Source organism: Pseudomonas sp. XK-1, from assembly GCF_038069885.1.
Classification (GTDB): Bacteria; Pseudomonadota; Gammaproteobacteria; order Pseudomonadales; family Pseudomonadaceae; genus Aquipseudomonas.
On record NZ_JBBPES010000001.1, the window covers coordinates 147,967 to 163,164 of the forward strand.

General features: G+C 64.3%; 14 protein-coding genes. 7 read left to right on the forward strand and 7 right to left on the reverse strand.

What is annotated here, in order from left to right:
• Positions 1-1,002 precede the first annotated feature (1,002 nt).
• Both dut and coaBC read right to left on the reverse strand, forming a co-directional pair.
• Positions 1,003-1,458, reverse strand: coding sequence for a dUTP diphosphatase (gene dut, locus WMW70_RS00665; RefSeq protein ID WP_341435603.1), 456 nt, complete (start codon positions 1,456-1,458; stop codon positions 1,003-1,005).
• A gap of 27 nt (positions 1,459-1,485) precedes the next feature.
• On the reverse strand, positions 1,486-2,694 hold the full coding sequence (gene coaBC / locus WMW70_RS00670) for a bifunctional phosphopantothenoylcysteine decarboxylase/phosphopantothenate--cysteine ligase CoaBC (RefSeq protein ID WP_341435604.1): 1,209 nt from the start codon (positions 2,692-2,694) through the stop codon (positions 1,486-1,488).
• 159 nt (positions 2,695-2,853) lie between these two features.
• Here coaBC and radC point away from each other — a divergent pair, with 159 nt between their 5' ends.
• Entirely contained in the window at positions 2,854-3,528 is a 675-nt protein-coding gene (gene radC / locus WMW70_RS00675) for a RadC family protein (protein ID WP_341435605.1), read from the forward strand.
• A gap of 161 nt (positions 3,529-3,689) precedes the next feature.
• On the opposite strand, the gene WMW70_RS00680 is transcribed toward radC, so the two are convergent.
• The gene (locus WMW70_RS00680; protein WP_341435606.1) at positions 3,690-5,279 is read right to left on the reverse strand and encodes an ABC transporter substrate-binding protein; all 1,590 of its coding nucleotides are present in this window, start codon (positions 5,277-5,279) and stop codon (positions 3,690-3,692) included.
• A 541-nt stretch (positions 5,280-5,820) separates the two neighbouring features.
• On the opposite strand from WMW70_RS00680, the gene rpmB reads away from it, so the two are divergent.
• Together rpmB and rpmG are read left to right on the forward strand one after the other, a co-directional pair.
• Positions 5,821-6,057, forward strand: a complete 237-nt coding sequence (gene rpmB, locus WMW70_RS00685) for a 50S ribosomal protein L28 (protein ID WP_090240685.1) — start codon at positions 5,821-5,823, stop codon at positions 6,055-6,057.
• Between the two features lie 10 nt (positions 6,058-6,067).
• A complete protein-coding gene (gene rpmG, locus WMW70_RS00690; protein ID WP_022960960.1) occupies positions 6,068-6,223 on the forward strand; it encodes a 50S ribosomal protein L33 in 156 nt (51 codons plus the stop codon).
• Positions 6,224-6,411: 188 nt separating this feature from the next.
• Here rpmG and WMW70_RS00695 read toward each other — a convergent pair whose 3' ends face one another.
• Entirely contained in the window at positions 6,412-6,777 is a 366-nt protein-coding gene (locus WMW70_RS00695) for a cupin domain-containing protein (protein WP_341435607.1), read from the reverse strand.
• Between the two features lie 21 nt (positions 6,778-6,798).
• A complete protein-coding gene (locus WMW70_RS00700; protein WP_341436529.1) occupies positions 6,799-8,112 on the reverse strand; it encodes an aspartate aminotransferase family protein in 1,314 nt (437 codons plus the stop codon).
• Between the two features lie 254 nt (positions 8,113-8,366).
• Between WMW70_RS00700 and WMW70_RS00705 the strand changes: the two genes are divergently transcribed.
• Both WMW70_RS00705 and WMW70_RS00710 read left to right on the forward strand, forming a co-directional pair.
• Positions 8,367-9,860 (forward strand): aldehyde dehydrogenase, encoded by a 1,494-nt coding sequence (locus tag WMW70_RS00705; RefSeq protein WP_341435608.1) that lies wholly within the window; start codon positions 8,367-8,369, stop codon positions 9,858-9,860.
• Between the two features lie 192 nt (positions 9,861-10,052).
• Positions 10,053-11,201, forward strand: a complete 1,149-nt coding sequence (locus WMW70_RS00710) for an MFS transporter (RefSeq protein ID WP_341435609.1) — start codon at positions 10,053-10,055, stop codon at positions 11,199-11,201.
• Here the strand turns inward: WMW70_RS00710 and WMW70_RS00715 are convergent.
• Positions 11,185-12,651 (reverse strand): aminotransferase-like domain-containing protein, encoded by a 1,467-nt coding sequence (locus WMW70_RS00715; RefSeq protein WP_341435610.1) that lies wholly within the window; start codon positions 12,649-12,651, stop codon positions 11,185-11,187. The two genes, WMW70_RS00710 and WMW70_RS00715, sit on opposite strands and share 17 nt — an antisense overlap.
• A 181-nt stretch (positions 12,652-12,832) precedes the next feature.
• Between WMW70_RS00715 and WMW70_RS00720 the strand changes: the two genes are divergently transcribed.
• Positions 12,833-13,075 carry a DUF1127 domain-containing protein gene (locus WMW70_RS00720; protein WP_341435611.1) on the forward strand — a complete coding sequence of 81 codons (243 nt, stop codon included), beginning with the start codon at positions 12,833-12,835 and terminating at the stop codon, positions 13,073-13,075.
• Between the two features lie 219 nt (positions 13,076-13,294).
• On the opposite strand, the gene WMW70_RS00725 is transcribed toward WMW70_RS00720, so the two are convergent.
• Complete coding sequence (locus WMW70_RS00725; RefSeq protein WP_341435612.1) at positions 13,295-14,608, reverse strand: NAD(P)/FAD-dependent oxidoreductase; 1,314 nt, start codon at positions 14,606-14,608, stop codon at positions 13,295-13,297.
• A 174-nt stretch (positions 14,609-14,782) separates the two neighbouring features.
• Between WMW70_RS00725 and WMW70_RS00730 the strand changes: the two genes are divergently transcribed.
• Positions 14,783-15,136, forward strand: a complete 354-nt coding sequence (locus tag WMW70_RS00730; RefSeq protein ID WP_341435613.1) for a YkgJ family cysteine cluster protein — start codon at positions 14,783-14,785, stop codon at positions 15,134-15,136.
• The last annotated feature ends 62 nt before the right edge of the window (positions 15,137-15,198 follow it).

The window sequence follows — 15,198 nt, forward strand, 5'->3', positions numbered from 1 at the left end:
GGTTTGACTGCCTTGCCGGCCGAGAGTTCTTTGATCAGTTGGGCCAGCTGCATGACGTCCTTTTGCAGGCGGCGCTGCAGGGTGCTGTGCAGCTGGTGCAGGCCGAGCAGGGAGCCGAGCAGGGCGATCAGGCCGATGATCACCAGCAGCAGTGGCGAGTAGGTCAGCTGCTGCAGTGCCGGGCCCGGGGTAAAGCCGAGCGTCCAGTTGGGGTTGCCGGTGGGGAACGTCTGGGCCTGGCCGCTGGCCTGGCCAATACTGGCCAGCACCTGGGCGGCGGTATTGCTGAACTGCTGGCTCAGCTGCACCTGGCCGACATCCGCCGGCAGGGTCGGCAGGCTGGCCAGCAGCTGGTCGAGGTCGACGGCCAGAAGCAGGGTGCCATACAGCGGCTCGCCGTCCCTCAGGCGCAGCGGCGCGGCGCTGTAGACCAGCCAGCGCTGGCCGACCTTGTAGGCTTCGGGGGCAGGGTTCTGGTCGCTTTCCACCCGGCGCAGCATGTCCAGGGCGGCAAAGTTCATCGGCGCACTGCGGGTCATGTCCTGCCGGGCCTGGCCGCGGGCATTGAGGTGGGCATCGATCACTCCGTGCCAGTGGCCGAGATTGCGTTCGGCGGCGCGCAGCTGGTTGCTGTCCTGGCTTTGCAGGGCTTCGAGCAGTTGCGGGTTGCGCGCGGCGCTGGCGGTGTTCGCGGCCAGTTGTTGCAGGGCCTTGTCCAGGGCCGAGGCCTGGCTGCTGCCCCAGGCCTGGCTGAGCTGTTGCTGCTGCCGCTGCTGGCTGCTGTCGAGTATGCCGAACCAGAGCAGGCCGCCGGCGACGAGCAGTCCGGCGAGTGCGGCCAGCAGGCCCGGCAGGATGGCATTGGCAGCCTGCTGCTGGGGGCTTGGCGCGGAGCTTGTGGCCTGGTGGCCTGGATTGGCGGAGGCGGCATCCTTGGCAGTGCGCTTGAAGAGTTTCATGCGGCGTCTCCTCGACGGTTCATCCTACAATCATTGGGGCCAATCAGTGGCTGCCGGAGTGGCCGAAGCCGCCTGCGCCACGCTCACTTTCGTCGAACTGCTCGACCAGCTGGAAATGCGCCTGGACCACCGGCACCAGAATCAGCTGGGCGATACGCTCGCCGATGGCAATGGTGAAGGCGCTCTGCCCGCGGTTCCAGCAGGACACCATCAGCTCGCCCTGGTAGTCCGAGTCGATCAGGCCGACCAGGTTGCCGAGGACGATGCCATGTTTATGGCCCAGGCCCGAACGCGGCAGGATCATCGCCGCCAGACCCGGGTCGCCGATATAGATTGATAGGCCAGTGGGGATCAGCACGGTCTGTCCGGGTTCCAGTACCAGCTCCTGCTTGAGCATGGCGCGCAGGTCGAGGCCGGCAGAGCCCGGCGTGGCGTATTGCGGCAGGGGGAATTCGTGGCCCAGGCGCGGGTCGAGGATCTTGGCTTGTAAGGCGTGCATGCGGGACTCGTTGTTGTGTAAGTGGCTTCAGGTGCGGGGCAGACGCTCGGCGATAAAACCAATCAGCTGGCGGGCGATCTTGCTCTTGCTGGTCTGGCCGAAGCTGCTCTGTTGCAGTTCGCGGTCGATGATGGTGATGGCGTTTTCCTCGCTGTTGAAGCCGATGGTGGGGTTGGCCACGTCGTTGGCGACGATCAGGTCGAGGTTCTTGTCCTTGAGCTTGCGCGAGGCGTACTCCAGCAGGTTCTCGGTTTCGGCGGCGAAGCCGACGCTGAAGGGGCGGTCGCTGCGTCCAGCCAGAGTGGCGAGAATATCCGGGTTACGCACCATTTGCAGGAGCAAACCATCGCCGCTGCTGGGGTCTTTCTTCAATTTGTGCTGGGCGACCACTTCTGGGCGGTAATCGGCAACCGCGGCGGCGGCGATCAGCAGGTCGCAGGGCATGGCGGCCTCGCAGGCGGCGAGCATGTCGCGGGCGCTGGTGACATTGATGCGGTCGACCCGCTCGGGCGTCGGCAGATGCACCGGGCCGCTGATCAGGGTGACCTTGGCACCGGCTTCGGCTGCGGCCTCGGCCAGGGCGAAGCCCATCTTGCCGGAGCTGTGGTTGGTGATATAGCGCACCGGGTCGATGTTTTCCTGGGTCGGCCCCGCAGTGATCAGTACATGTTTGCCGGTCAGGGCCTGGCCCTGGAAGCAGTCGGCGGCGCATTGCGCCAGTTGCTCGGCTTCGAGCATGCGGCCCAGGCCGACATCGCCGCAGGCCTGGCTGCCGGCGGCCGGGCCGAACAGGTGCAGGCCGCGCTGGCTGAGTAACTGGGCATTGGCCTGGGTCGCCGGGTCGCGCCACATGGCCTGGTTCATGGCCGGAGCCAGGGCTACGGGGGCGTCGGTGGCCAGCACCAGGGTGGTCAGCAGATCGTCGGCCACGCCCTGGGCCAGGCGCGCCATCAGGTCGGCGGTGGCCGGGGCGATCAGCACCAGGTCGGCCCAGCGCGCCAGGTCGATATGGCCCATGGCGGCTTCGGCAGCGGGGTCGAGCAGGTCCAGGTGTACCGGGTGGCCAGAGAGGGCTTGCAGGGTCAGCGGGGTAATAAATTCGCGGCCGGCCCGGGTCATGACCACGCGCACGTCGGCGTCCAGATCCTTGAGTCGGCGAACCAGCTCGGCACTCTTGTAGGCGGCAATGCCGCCGCCCACGCCCACGATGATGCGTTTCCGATAAAGCCGCTGCATAGGCCTGCCTTTTATAGACGGTGGATGTGCGCCGCGGCGGTGCGCCGGCCGCCGCGCAAAAGTTGCGCTACGATAGCACAGAGGCCGCACGGGAGCAGCGGTGTGCCCAGTCCTGCGGCCTTCGCCCGGAGGCTGGCGGGACGACCACAAGGAGGTGTTATGAGTATTCGCGATTGGCCCGCGGCAGAGCGCCCGCGGGAAAAATTACTGGCCCAGGGGGCCGTCAGCCTGACCGATGCCGAGTTGCTGGCGATCTTTCTGCGTACCGGCGTGGCCGGGCAGAGCGCGGTGGATCTGGCGCGCCACCTGCTGGGCGATTTTGGCGGGTTGCGTGCCTTGCTGCAGGCCGATTTGCCGTCATTCAGTCAGCGTCTGGGGCTGGGTCCGGCCAAGTTTGCCCAGCTGCAGGCAGTGCTGGAAATGGCCCGCCGTCACCTGGCCGAGCAACTACGCCGTGATTCCGCCCTGGAAAGCCCGCAGGCAGTACGTGACTACCTCAAGGCGCTGTTGCGTCACGAGCCCCACGAAGTCTTCGGCTGCCTGTTTCTCGATGCCAAGCATCGGGTGCTGGGCTTCGAGGCGTTGTTTCATGGCTCCATCGACAGTGCCAGCGTCTACCCGCGCCAGGTGGTCAAGCGGGCGCTGGCACACAATGCGGCGGCGCTGATTCTGACCCATAACCACCCCTCGGGCGTAGCCGAGCCGAGCCAGGCGGATCGGCTGCTGACCCGTCGCCTGAAGGAGGCCCTGGAGCTGGTGGAGGTGCGGGTACTCGACCACTTTATCGTCGGCGATGGTGAGCCGCTGTCGATGGCCGAGTACGGCTGGCTCTAGTGAGTTGTCTCAGCATTATTGTTTTGATGCCACCGGTTCGTAGGGCGCGCGGGGCCGCCTAGGCCGTGCGCACCAGGCAGCCGGTTGTCAGTGGTGCGCACGGCGCACCCTACACAGGCAAACCGCAGCAGCTTGAACAATGATTATTGCGAGACAGCACGCTAGGGAACCAGGCGCACCTTGGCGAAATCCTGGCGGCCGAAGGGGCTGACCTGATAACCCTCGACTTCCTTGCGCATTAGCGCATAGGCGGTCGGGTGGGCCAGCGGCAGCCATAAGGCCTGCTGCTGGATGATCCGCTGCGCTTCCTTATACAGCTGGCTGCGCTGCGCCTGGTCGCTGTGGGTCTTGCCATCGGTGATCAGCTGGTCCAGTTGCGGGTCGCAGTAGCGGGCGAAGTTCAGCCCGGACTCCAGCGAGGCGCAGGCAAACTGCGGAGTGAGGAAGTTGTCCGGATCGCCGTTGTCGCCGGCCCAGCCCATGAACAGCAGGTCGTGCTCGCCGGCCTTGGCGCGGCGAATCAGCTCGCCCCATTCGATCACGCGGATCTCGGCCTGGATGCCGACCTGGGCGAGATCGGCCTGCAGCAGTTGCGCACCGAGGCTCGGGTTGGGGTTGAGCAGGCTGCCGCTGGGACGGGTCCAGATGGTGGTCTTGAAACCCTCCGCCAGACCGGCTTCGGCCAGCAGGGCGCGGGCCTTGGCAGGGTCAAAGGCGTAGCCCGGCAGCTCGCTGGCGTAGCTCCAGGTGTTGGCCGGGAAGGGGCCATTGGCGGCTTCGGCACTGTTCTCGAACACCGCCTGCAGGTAGCTGGCCTTGTCGAAGGCCAGGTTGATCGCCTGGCGCACGGCCGTTTGGTCCAGCGGCGGGTGCTGGCTGTTGATGGCCACGAAGGCGGTCATAAAGGCGGCGCTGCGTTCGCTCTTGAGGCGGCTGTCGTCGGCGATGGCCTGCACGTCCTGGGGCTTGGGCGAGAGGGCGATATGACACTCGCCGCGGCGCAGTTTCTGCAGGCGCACATTGGCATCCGGGGTGATGGCAAACACCAGCTGATCCACCGCGGGTTTACCGGCGAAGTAGTGCGGGTGGGCGCTGTAGCGCACCTGGGCATCCTTCTGGAAGCGCTTGAAGACAAACGGACCGCTGCCGATGGGCTGGTTGTTGAGTTTTTCCGGGCTGCCGGCCTGCATCAGCTGTTCGGCATATTCGGCGGAATAGATGGAGGCGAAGCCCATGCTCAGGGTCGCGAGAAAGGTCGCATCGGGACGGTTAAGGCTAAAGCGCAGGCTGTGTTCGCCGGTCTTGTCGATGCTTTTGATCAGGCTTGGCAGCTGCATCGATTGAGCGTGGGGGTAACCGCTGGGGGCAATTTTATGCCACGGATGCGCCGGATCGAGCATGCGCTGGAAGCTGAACAGCACGTCGTCGGCATTCAGTGGGCGGCTGGGGCTGTAGTAGTCGGTTGTGTGGAAGGCGACATCTTCGCGCAGGACAAAGCTGTAGCTGAGGCCGTCCTCGCTGACTTCCCAGCTCTGCGCCAGGCTCGGCAGCAGTTGGCCGCTGGCGGCGTCGAAGTCCACCAGGCGGTTCATCAGCACGTCGGCGGAGGCGTTGGTGGTGGTCAGCGAGTTGTACTGCACCACGTCGAAGCCATCCGGGCTGGCCTCGGTGCAGACGCTGAGTGTGGCGGCCTGAACCAGCAGCGGGCTCAGCAGGCTGGCGAACAGCAGCGTTGGGGCAATACGGCGCATGGCAAACTCCTTCCTGGATGCGGTGCGCCCAATAGGGTGCGCCAGCAAAAGCCTTACCCTAGCAGCCTGTCGGGCTTAACGCTGCCCTGCTGTGGAAAATTCGGATGTGGCCATTTTTGCTGCTTTCCCTCGTTAAATAGCCAGCTATTCGCGGGGCGGCCCCCCGCCTCGTAAAATCAGCAAAACTGACTCAATCCGGGCTTTCCCTCGCTACGGGCGGTCAAATCCGACAGGCTGCTAGTCGATAAGCGCGTGCTCGAACAGCCAGTCTGGGCGACGAGCGGCAGATGCCAGCCCGGCCCAGCCCTGCTGGCGGCGCGGGGAAAATCGGCGGCACCACTGGTTCAGGCAAAGTACGGTTGTCCTTGTTGCACCCTGGGCTTTCTGGTATAAAGCAGCGCTCTTTTGTAGGGGCCCGGTTCGTGCGCTTTGTTGTGCAGCTGGTAAGACCCTCGAGATACGCGGCGCCGAGCGCCAATGATATTGAGTTTAAGCGGCCAACCCATGCCGGGTTGGGCATGTGGTTTTAGAGGGCTGAGGCATGTCGAGAGTCTGTCAAGTTACCGGTAAGGGTCCGGTAACTGGGAATAACATTTCCCACGCAAACAACAAAACCCGTCGTCGTTTCCTGCCGAACCTGCAGCACCATCGCTTCTGGGTCGAGTCTGAGAACCGTTTTGTGCGTCTGCGCGTTTCTGCCAAAGGCATGCGTTGCATCGACAAGCGTGGTATTGACGTCGTTCTGTCCGAGCTGCGTGCTCGTGGCGAAAAGGTTTAAGGAGTAAGTCATGCGCGAACTGATCCGTTTGATCTCGAGTGCCGGTACTGGTCATTTCTACACTACCGACAAGAACAAGCGCACCACTCCGGACAAAATCGAAATTAAAAAATTCGATCCGGTTGTGCGTAAGCACGTGATGTACAAGGAAGGCAAGATCAAGTAATTGATCTGGCTCCTTGCCGAAAAAGCCCGCCTTCATGGCGGGCTTTTTCTTGCCCGGGATTTACCTCGGGCCTCGGGTTGCGTTGTGCCGTCGCCCCTGCAGAGCCGGCATGTCGCGTCTTGGGGTTCGCCCTGGGCGTAAAAAAGCCCGCTCGGGGCGGGCTAAAGGGTGACACATGAGCGGGTTGTTCAGGCCTGGGCCTGCTCGAAGATCACATAGACTTTGCGGCAGGGCTCCAGCACTTCCCAGGTGCCGGAAAAACCGGCCGGGATCACGAAGCGGTCGCCGGCGCGCACGGTTCTGGCGTTGCCATCCTGGTCGCGCAGCACCGACACGCCGGCAAGAATTTCGCAGTACTCGTGTTCGCTGTAATTGACCGTCCACTGGCCCACCGCGCCTTCCCAGATGCCCGTGTTGAACTGGCCGCAGGGGCTGCCGTAGTGGTTGCGCACGCTTTGCGCGGGATCGCCCTTGAGGACTTTCTCCGGGGCGGGGCGGTAGTGTTCGGGGGCGCTGTTGGCCTGGGCGAAATCGACGATCTTTTCGATATGCATCTGAATATTCCGTGTGGTGGGTTAATCGGCCTGGCGGATCGCGTCGGCGAGCTTTTCGACCAGGGTGTCGATCTGCGCCTTGGTCACGATCAGCGGCGGTGACATGGCCAGTGTATCGCCGGTCACCCGCACCATCAGGTCGTTGTGGAAACACTGTTCGAATACCTGGAAGCCGCGCTTGCCGGGGCCCTGGCTGTTCGCTGCCAGCTGCACCCCGCCGACCAGGCCGATGGCGCGGATGTCGAGCACATTGGGCAGGTCCCGCAGGCTGTGCAGGCCGTCCTGCCAGTAGCCTTCCAGTTCGATGGCGCGCTCGAACAGCTGCTCCTGCTGGTAGATATCCAGGGTGGCCAGGGCCGCGGCACAGGCCACCGGGTGACCCGAGTAGGTATAGCCGTGGAACAGCTCGATGCCGTCCGGCCCCTGCATCAGGGCATCGTGGATGCGCTCGTCGACAAACACCGCGCCCATGGGGATGGCCCCGTTGGTCAGGCCCTTGGCGGTGGTGATCAGGTCCGGGGTGACGCCCCAGCGTTGGGCGGCGAAGGCCTTGCCGACGCGGCCGAAGCCAGTGATGACTTCATCGAAGATCAGCAGGATGCCGTGCTTGCGTGTTATCTCACGCAGGCGCTGCAGATAGCCCACGGGCGGCAGGATGACCCCGGCCGAGCCGGACATGGGCTCGACGATGACCGCGGCGATATTCTCCGCGCCGTGCAGGGTTACCAGGCGCTCCAGCTCGTCGGCCTTCTCGATACCGAACTCCGGCAGACCGGTGCTGAAGGCGTTGCGCGCGATATCCAGGGTATGCGGCAGGTGGTCGACCCCCGGCAGCTGCAGGGGGAAGGCGCGGCGGTTGTTGACCATGCCGCCCACCGAGATACCGCCGAAGCCGACGCCGTGATAGCCCAGCTCGCGGCCGATCAGGCGGGTGCGGCTGCTCTGGCCGATGGCGCGCTGGTAGGCCAGGGCGATCTTCAGAGCGGTGTCCGCCGACTCGGAGCCGGAGTTGGTGAAGAAAATCCTGTTCAGCCCGGGCGGGGCGATCTCGGCCAGGCGGCTGGCCAGCTCGAACGGCAGCGGGTGGCCCATCTGGAAGGACGGGGCAAAATCCAGCTTGGCGATCTGCTTGCTTACCGCCTCGGTGATTTCCTGGCGGCCGTGGCCGGCGTTGCAGCACCAGAGCCCGGCGGTGCCATCGAGGATCTGCCGGCCGTCGTCGCTGGTGAAGTACATGCCGGTGGCGCTTTCCAGCAGGCGCGGTTTGGCCTTGAATTGACGGTTGGCGGTGAACGGCATCCAGAAATTGTCGAGAGTGTTTGTTTTTTCGATCATGTTGGCGCTGTTATCGAAGGTCATGCTGGTCATCCGCGGGCGCAAATAAAGGGTTGGCGAAGGATTTTGCGCAGTCTATGTTTAATAAAACGAACATGACAAGGGCGTTTTAGTGCTCTTTGTCAAAAATATTGAAATTATCCCGGCCTCTGGTTTAGTGTGGCCGGCAGGACGAGGCCTGATCGAGGCCTTGCAGAATTATTGACAGTGCTGCGGCGAGACTGCGGCACTTTTTACCGTTAGAGGATCCCCGAATGACTAGCCTGACTCGTGCCGACTGGGAGCAGCGCGCCAACGACCTGAAGATCGAAGGCCGTGCCTTTATTCACGGCGAATACCGCGCCGCCGTCTCCGGGGCGACCTTCGACTGCGTCAGCCCGGTCGACGGGCGTCTGCTCGGCCAGGTCGCTAGCTGCGACCTGGCCGATGCCGAATTGGCCGTGCAGGATGCCCGCGCCACCTTCGAGTCCGGCGTCTGGTCGCGCATGGCACCGGCGCAGCGCAAGCGCGTGATGATCCGCTTCGCCGACCTGATGGACGAGCACGCCGAAGAACTGGCGCTGCTGGAAACCCTGGACATGGGCAAGCCGATCAGTGATTCCCTGGGCGTCGATGTGCCGGGTGCTTCGCGGGCTATTCGCTGGAGCGGTGAAGCGGTGGACAAGATCTACGACGAAGTGGCGGCCACCCCCCACGACGAGCTGGGCCTGGTCACCCGTGAGCCGGTCGGCGTGGTCGCGGCGATCGTGCCGTGGAACTTCCCGATGATCATGACCTGCTGGAAGCTCGGCCCGGCCCTGGCCACCGGTAACTCGGTGATCGTCAAACCCTCGGAGAAATCGCCGCTGACCGCCCTGCGCATGGCTGAACTGGCCTTGCAGGCCGGCATTCCGGCCGGCGTACTCAACGTGCTGCCGGGATACGGCCACACCGTCGGCAAGGCTCTGGCCCTGCATATGGACGTCGACACCCTGGTGTTCACCGGTTCGACCAAGATCGCCAAGCAGCTGATGATCTACGCTGGCGAATCGAACATGAAACGCGTGTGGCTGGAGGCCGGCGGCAAGAGTGCCAACATCGTCTTCGCCGATGCCCCGGACCTCAAGGCGGCGGCGGAAGCAGCGGCCGCAGCGATCTGCTTCAACCAGGGCGAGATGTGCACCGCCGGCTCGCGCCTGCTGGTGGAGCGTTCGATCAAGGATCAGTTCATGCCCATGGTGCTGGAAGCCATGCAGGGCTGGAAGGCCGGTCACGCCCTGGACCCGGACACCAAGGTCGGCGCACTGGTCGATGCTGGCCATCTCAATGCGGTGCTCGGCTATATCGAGGCGGGCCATGCCGACCAGGCCAAGCTGCTCTGTGGCGGCAAGCGCACCCTGGAAGAGACGGGCGGCGTGTATGTCGAGCCGACCATCTTCGACGATGCCCACAACGCCATGCGCATCGCCCAGGAAGAGATCTTCGGCCCGGTGCTGACGGTGATTCCGTTCGACAGCACCGAGGAGGCGATCAAGATCGCCAACGACAGCATCTATGGCCTGGCGGCGGCGATCTGGACCAGCAACCTGTCCAAGGCGCACCTGGCGGCCAAGGCCCTGCGTGTGGGCAGCATGTGGGTCAACCAGTACGACGGCGGCGACATGACCGCACCGTTCGGCGGCTACAAGCAGTCGGGCAACGGCCGCGACAAGTCGCTGCATGCCTTCGACAAGTACACCGAGATCAAGGCGACCTGGATCAAACTGTAAGCAATCGGGATGGCTTGAACAGCGTCCCAGCGGCTGCTCGATACTTCGACAGTCCGTCAGGTCGATCCCCCAGGGGATCGGCTCATCGAGCCAGACCCGCGCCGGGTTCCCCCAAGGAACCCGGCCGCCTTGCATTCGCGCGCCGGGCTTTGCGAGCGGTGCCTGAGGCACCCAAGGAATGGAGTTGAGCAGATGAAGTGGGCAACCTATTTCGCCGTCAGTGCGGCGGTGGTGATAGTCGGACTGTCGCTGGGGGTAACCCTGCCGCTGGTGTCCTTTCGCCTCGAGGCCTGGGGTTATGGCCCCTTTGCCATCGGCGTGATGGCGGCGATGCCGGCGTTGGGGGTATTGCTGGGGGCGCGCCTGACCGGGCATCTGGCCGGCTGGTTCGGCACGCCGCAGACGCTGCGCCTGTGCCTGCTGGCCAGCGCGGTGTCGGTGGGGCTGCTCAGCGTGATGCCGAGCTATCCGCTGTGGCTGCTGCTGCGTCTGCTGATCGGTATTTCCCTGACTGTGGTGTTTGTCCTCGGCGAAAGCTGGATCAACCAGCTGGTCGAGGACCGTCTGCGCGGCCGCCTGGTGGCCCTGTACGGCACCGGTTTCGCCCTTAGTCAGCTGTGCGGGCCGCTGCTGCTGACCCTGATAGGCACCGAGAACGACCACGGGTTCTGGTTTTCCGCGGGCTTGCTGGTGGCGGGCAGTCTGCTGTTGCTGGGCCATGATGGCGCGCCCAAGGTCGATGCGCAGAGTGCTTCCGGGCGGGGCATCCTGGCGTTCTGCCGAACCTCGCCGGCGATTGCCTGGGCGGTGGTGCTGTTTGCCGCCTTCGAGGCCATGGTCCTGACCCTGTTGCCGGTCTACCTGCTGCGCGAAGGCTTCCCTCAGCAACTGGCGTTGATCATGGTCAGCACCGTGGTGGTGGGCGATGCCGCCTTGCAGCTGCCCATCGGCTGGCTGGCCGACCGGGTGCCGCGGCAGACCCTGTTCCGCTGCTGCGGGGTGGTGCTGCTGGGTTCCAGCCTGAGCATTCCCGTGCTGCTGCATACACCGCTGATCTGGCCCGTGCTGGTGCTGTTCGGAGCCAGTGCCGGCGGGCTCTACACCCTGTCGCTGATCCTGGTCGGCCAGCGCTATCGGGACGATGCCCTGGTACGCGCCAATGCCCATATCGCCCTGCTCTGGGGCGCGGGTTGTCTGCTCGGACCGCTGTCCACCGGTGCCGCCAGCCAGTGGGTCAGCGGTCATGCCCTGCCGGTGTTGATGGCCCTGGGCGCGGCGTTCTTCGTCTGGCTGGCGTTTCAGCGCAGGGCATTCAGCGAGGTGGCTAGCGCCAGGACGTGAGCATGGCGTCTGCCGCTGTTTCGGCGAGCTGCTGTTCTGCCTGCAACCTGGCGACGCAGACCCCGGTCTGGCGGATGGCCTCTTCGAGGCTGGCGCTGGGCTTGGCGGCGTAGTTGATGCGCAGGCAATTGCGGTATTTGCCGGCGGCGGAAAAGATGCTGCCGGGGGCGATCTGGATGGCGTGTGGCAGCAGTTCGCGGTTCAGGCGCTGGCTGTCAAAACCTGTCGGCAGTTCAATCCACAGCATAAAACTGCCCTGGGGTCGGCTGACCCGGGTGCCAGCAGGGAAATAGCGGCTGACCCAGTCGATCATCAGGTCGCGTCCGCGCTGGTACTGTGCGCGCATGCGCCGCAGGTGGGGCTCGTAATGGCCGGCTTCCAGGTATTCGGTGATGGCCAGCTGCGGCAACTGGGCGGTGCTGCCGGTACCCATGTATTTCATGTGCAGTACGCGCTCCAGGTAGCGTCCTGGGGCGATCCAGCCGATACGCAGGCCGGGGGCCAGGGTCTTGGAGAAGGAGCTGCAGAGCAGCACGCGACCGTCATCGTCATAGGATTTGATCGTGCGTGGGCGCGGGTAGCTGTAGGCCAGGTCGCCGTAAACGTCATCCTCGATAATGGCCACGTCATAGCGCTGGGCCAGGGCCAGCAGGGCGCGCTTGTTGGCGTCGGGCATGATATAGCCCTGCGGATTGTTGCAGGTCGGGGTCAGCTGAATGGCCTTGATCGGCCATTGCTCCAGGGCCAGCTCCAGGGCCTCCAGGCTGATCCCGGTAATCGGGTCGGTGGGCAGTTCCAGGGCCTTCATGCCGAAGCCCTTGAGCGCCTGCATTACGCCGTGGAAGCTCGGCGAGTCGACCGCGACGATATCGCCGGGTTGGCAAATCGCGCGGATCGCCGCCGACAGCGCCTCGTGGCAGCCGGTGGTGACGATGATCTCCTCGGGCGACAGGCTGCAGCCGGAGTCAAGCATCAGCCGCGAGATCTGCTCACGCATACCCAGGTGGCCGTATATGCAGCCATAGGTCAGGCTGGTTGCGTCCTGGCGGCGGCTCAGGCGCGACAGCGAACGCAGCAGTGGCTTGAGTGTCGGGCTGTCGATATCCGGCCGGCCCCGGCCGAGCTGCAGCAGGCCCTCTTGCCCGGGCGGCCGGCTGATCAGCTCCAGCACCTGATCCCACTGCGATACGTCCACGGGGCGCTGAGCCATGCGGCTGACCATGGGCAGCGCCGGCTGATGGCGGGCCTGGGGCACAAAGTAGCCGGACTTGGGTTTGGGTGTGGCCAGGCCCTGATCTTCCAGGTGGCGATAGGCTTGCTGCACTGTGCTCAGGCTGACGCCATGTTCCAGGCTCAGGGCGCGCACGGAGGGCAGGCGATCGCCGGGGCGGTACAGCCCCTGCTCAATACGGGTGCCGAGCAATTCGGCCAGATTGATATAAAGCGTCATAACAGTTGCCCCGCACTTTCCCTTGGCATTTAACCCGCCAGTACAGATAGACCGAAAATCCACCATTCAGAGCCTGGATGCTGAGATCTGTATGGATTTAAAAGTTATTTTTTGAATCTGTCATGCTTTTTCCCCGTCGCTCATCATGATCTCCCATCAGGCTTACGGGCAGGAGCAGGCGATGAACGGATTAAGTGATGTCAGGCTGACAATGAAATCAGGCGAGTTGCAGCAGTGCGCTGGCGGGCATCTGTATGCACAGGCGGGCGCGGCCAAACCGGCTGTAAGCCGCTGGAGCGCTTTCTGGCTGCGCCTGTCGACTCGCCGGGCGCTGCTGACACTGACCGATGAACAGCTCAAGGATGTCGGCCTGAGCCGTGAACAGGCCAGGCGCGAGGCTTTTCTGCCGTTCTGGAAGTTGTGAGGGGCGTGCGCAAAACGCTCAGAATCTGCTTAGGATTTCGCGAGCTAGAGTCATGCAAGGCGCTACGTTAGTAACAGCCTCCGGCTGGTCAAAGCGGCGAGGAAGCGGACTGGGCTCGCATACGAGTGTACTTTTGTACATGAGCATTCCGACTGAGCTCGCACCCGAGCCTGTTTTTAACGCAGCAGGGCCGATGCGCAGCAGATCATAAGCAGGTTCTCAGACCAGTTCTTTGAGTCGATGCCAAAGCATGCCCAGAGCCAGCAGCGGTGAGCGCAGGTGTTTGCCGCCGGGGAAGGTCATATGCGGCACCTTGGCGAACAGGTCGAAGCCGCTGCTGGCCTGGCCGGCGATGGCCTCGGCGAGCAGTTTGCCAGCCAAGTGGGTGGCGTTGACCCCGTGGCCCGAGTAGGCCTGGGCGTAGTAGACGTTGGCCTGATCCTTGAGCCGGCCGATCTGCGGCAGGCGGTTGGCCCCGATACCGATCATGCCGCCCCATTGGTAGTCGATGCGCACGTCGTGCAGGTGCGGGAACACCGCCAGCATCTTCGGTCGCATATAGCCGGCGATGTCCGCCGGGTCCCGCCCGGAGTAGTGGCAGGCACCGCCGAACAGCAGGCGGCGGTCGGCGGACAGGCGGTAGTAATCCAGGGCCACGCGCTGGTCGCACAGGGCCATATTCTGCGGAATGATCGCCCGCGCTTCGGCCTCGGACAGCGGTTCGGTGGCGATCACATAGCTGCCGGCCGGCAGCACCTTGCCGCCCAGATTGTTGTTCAGGCCATTCAGGTAGGCGTTGCAGCCGAGCACCAGGCTGGCGGCGCGCACCACACCCTGGGCGGTGTGTACCCTGACCTCGGGGCCGTAGTCGATGCGGTTGACCTCCGAGTCCTCGAACAGCTGCACGCCCAGGCTCTGCGCCGCGGCGGCTTCGCCGAGGGCCAGGTTGAGCGGGTGCAGGTGGCCGGAGCCCATATCGATCATGCCGCCGACATAGCGGTCGGAGCCCACCACCTCATGCATCTGCTCCGGTTGCAGCAGGCGCATTTCGTGCTGATAGCCCAGCTGCTTGAGCTCGGCCATGTCCTCGGCGAAGCCTTCCAGGTGGCTGGGTTTGTTGGCCAGGTCGCAATAACCCCAGGTCAGGTCGCAGTCGATACTGAACTGCGCGACCCGGCGGCGGACGATTTCCACCGCCTCCAGGCCCATCAGCTTCAGCTGGCGCACGCCCTCGGCACCTATCTGCGCCTCGAACTGCTCGACGCCGTGGCCGACCCCGCGGATAAGCTGCCCGCCGTTGCGCCCGCTGGCTCCCCAGCCGATCTTGTGGGCTTCCAGGAGAATCACCGAGAGCCCCTTCTGCGCCAGCTCGATCGCCGTATTAAGGCCGCTGAAGCCACCACCGACGACGCACACATCGGCACGCAGTTCGCCTTGCAGCGGCGGGTAGGCCAGTTGCCGGTTGGCGCTGGCGGCGTAGTAGGAGGCGGCGTGCTGGCTGTTGTGAACCGGCTGGTGAACGCGGGCGTTCATGTGTGGAATCCTGATTATTGTGTTTGGAAAATTTTACGAAGCATAAGCGTGCGCTTCGCCATACGCCAAGGGGCAATTGCCAAATAACGCGTTTTTCGTCGATAAAGCCGCTGGCCCGGCGCGCTCGCGTCGCCTGTGCAGTTACCATGGGCACCCGTCCTCAGGATCGTTCCCATGAGTTGCACCGGCCGCAAGATCGACCAGCTGCGTTTGCAGATTCCCGCGTTCGCCTGCGTGCCAGGTTGCCACGATTGCTGTGGCCCGGTTACCGCCTCGTCCGAGGAACTGGCGCGGCTGCCGGTCAAAAGCGATGCCGAGCACGACGCCGCTCTGGCCGAGTTCAACTGCGTGCACCTGGGTCCGCAAGGTTGCCAGGTGTATGACCAGCGCCCGCTGATCTGCCGCCTGTTCGGCACCACCCCGAGCCTGCCGTGCCCGCGCGGGCAAGGCCCCGAGCAGCCGATCGAGGCGGCGGTGGAAAAGCAGGTGCACCAGCTGATAGCCACGACCCGACAGCGACTTGTGTAGGTCCGAACATTGCTGCGCACAGCGCACCCTGCGGGCGATGGACTGCATTGGTGTGTACGGCC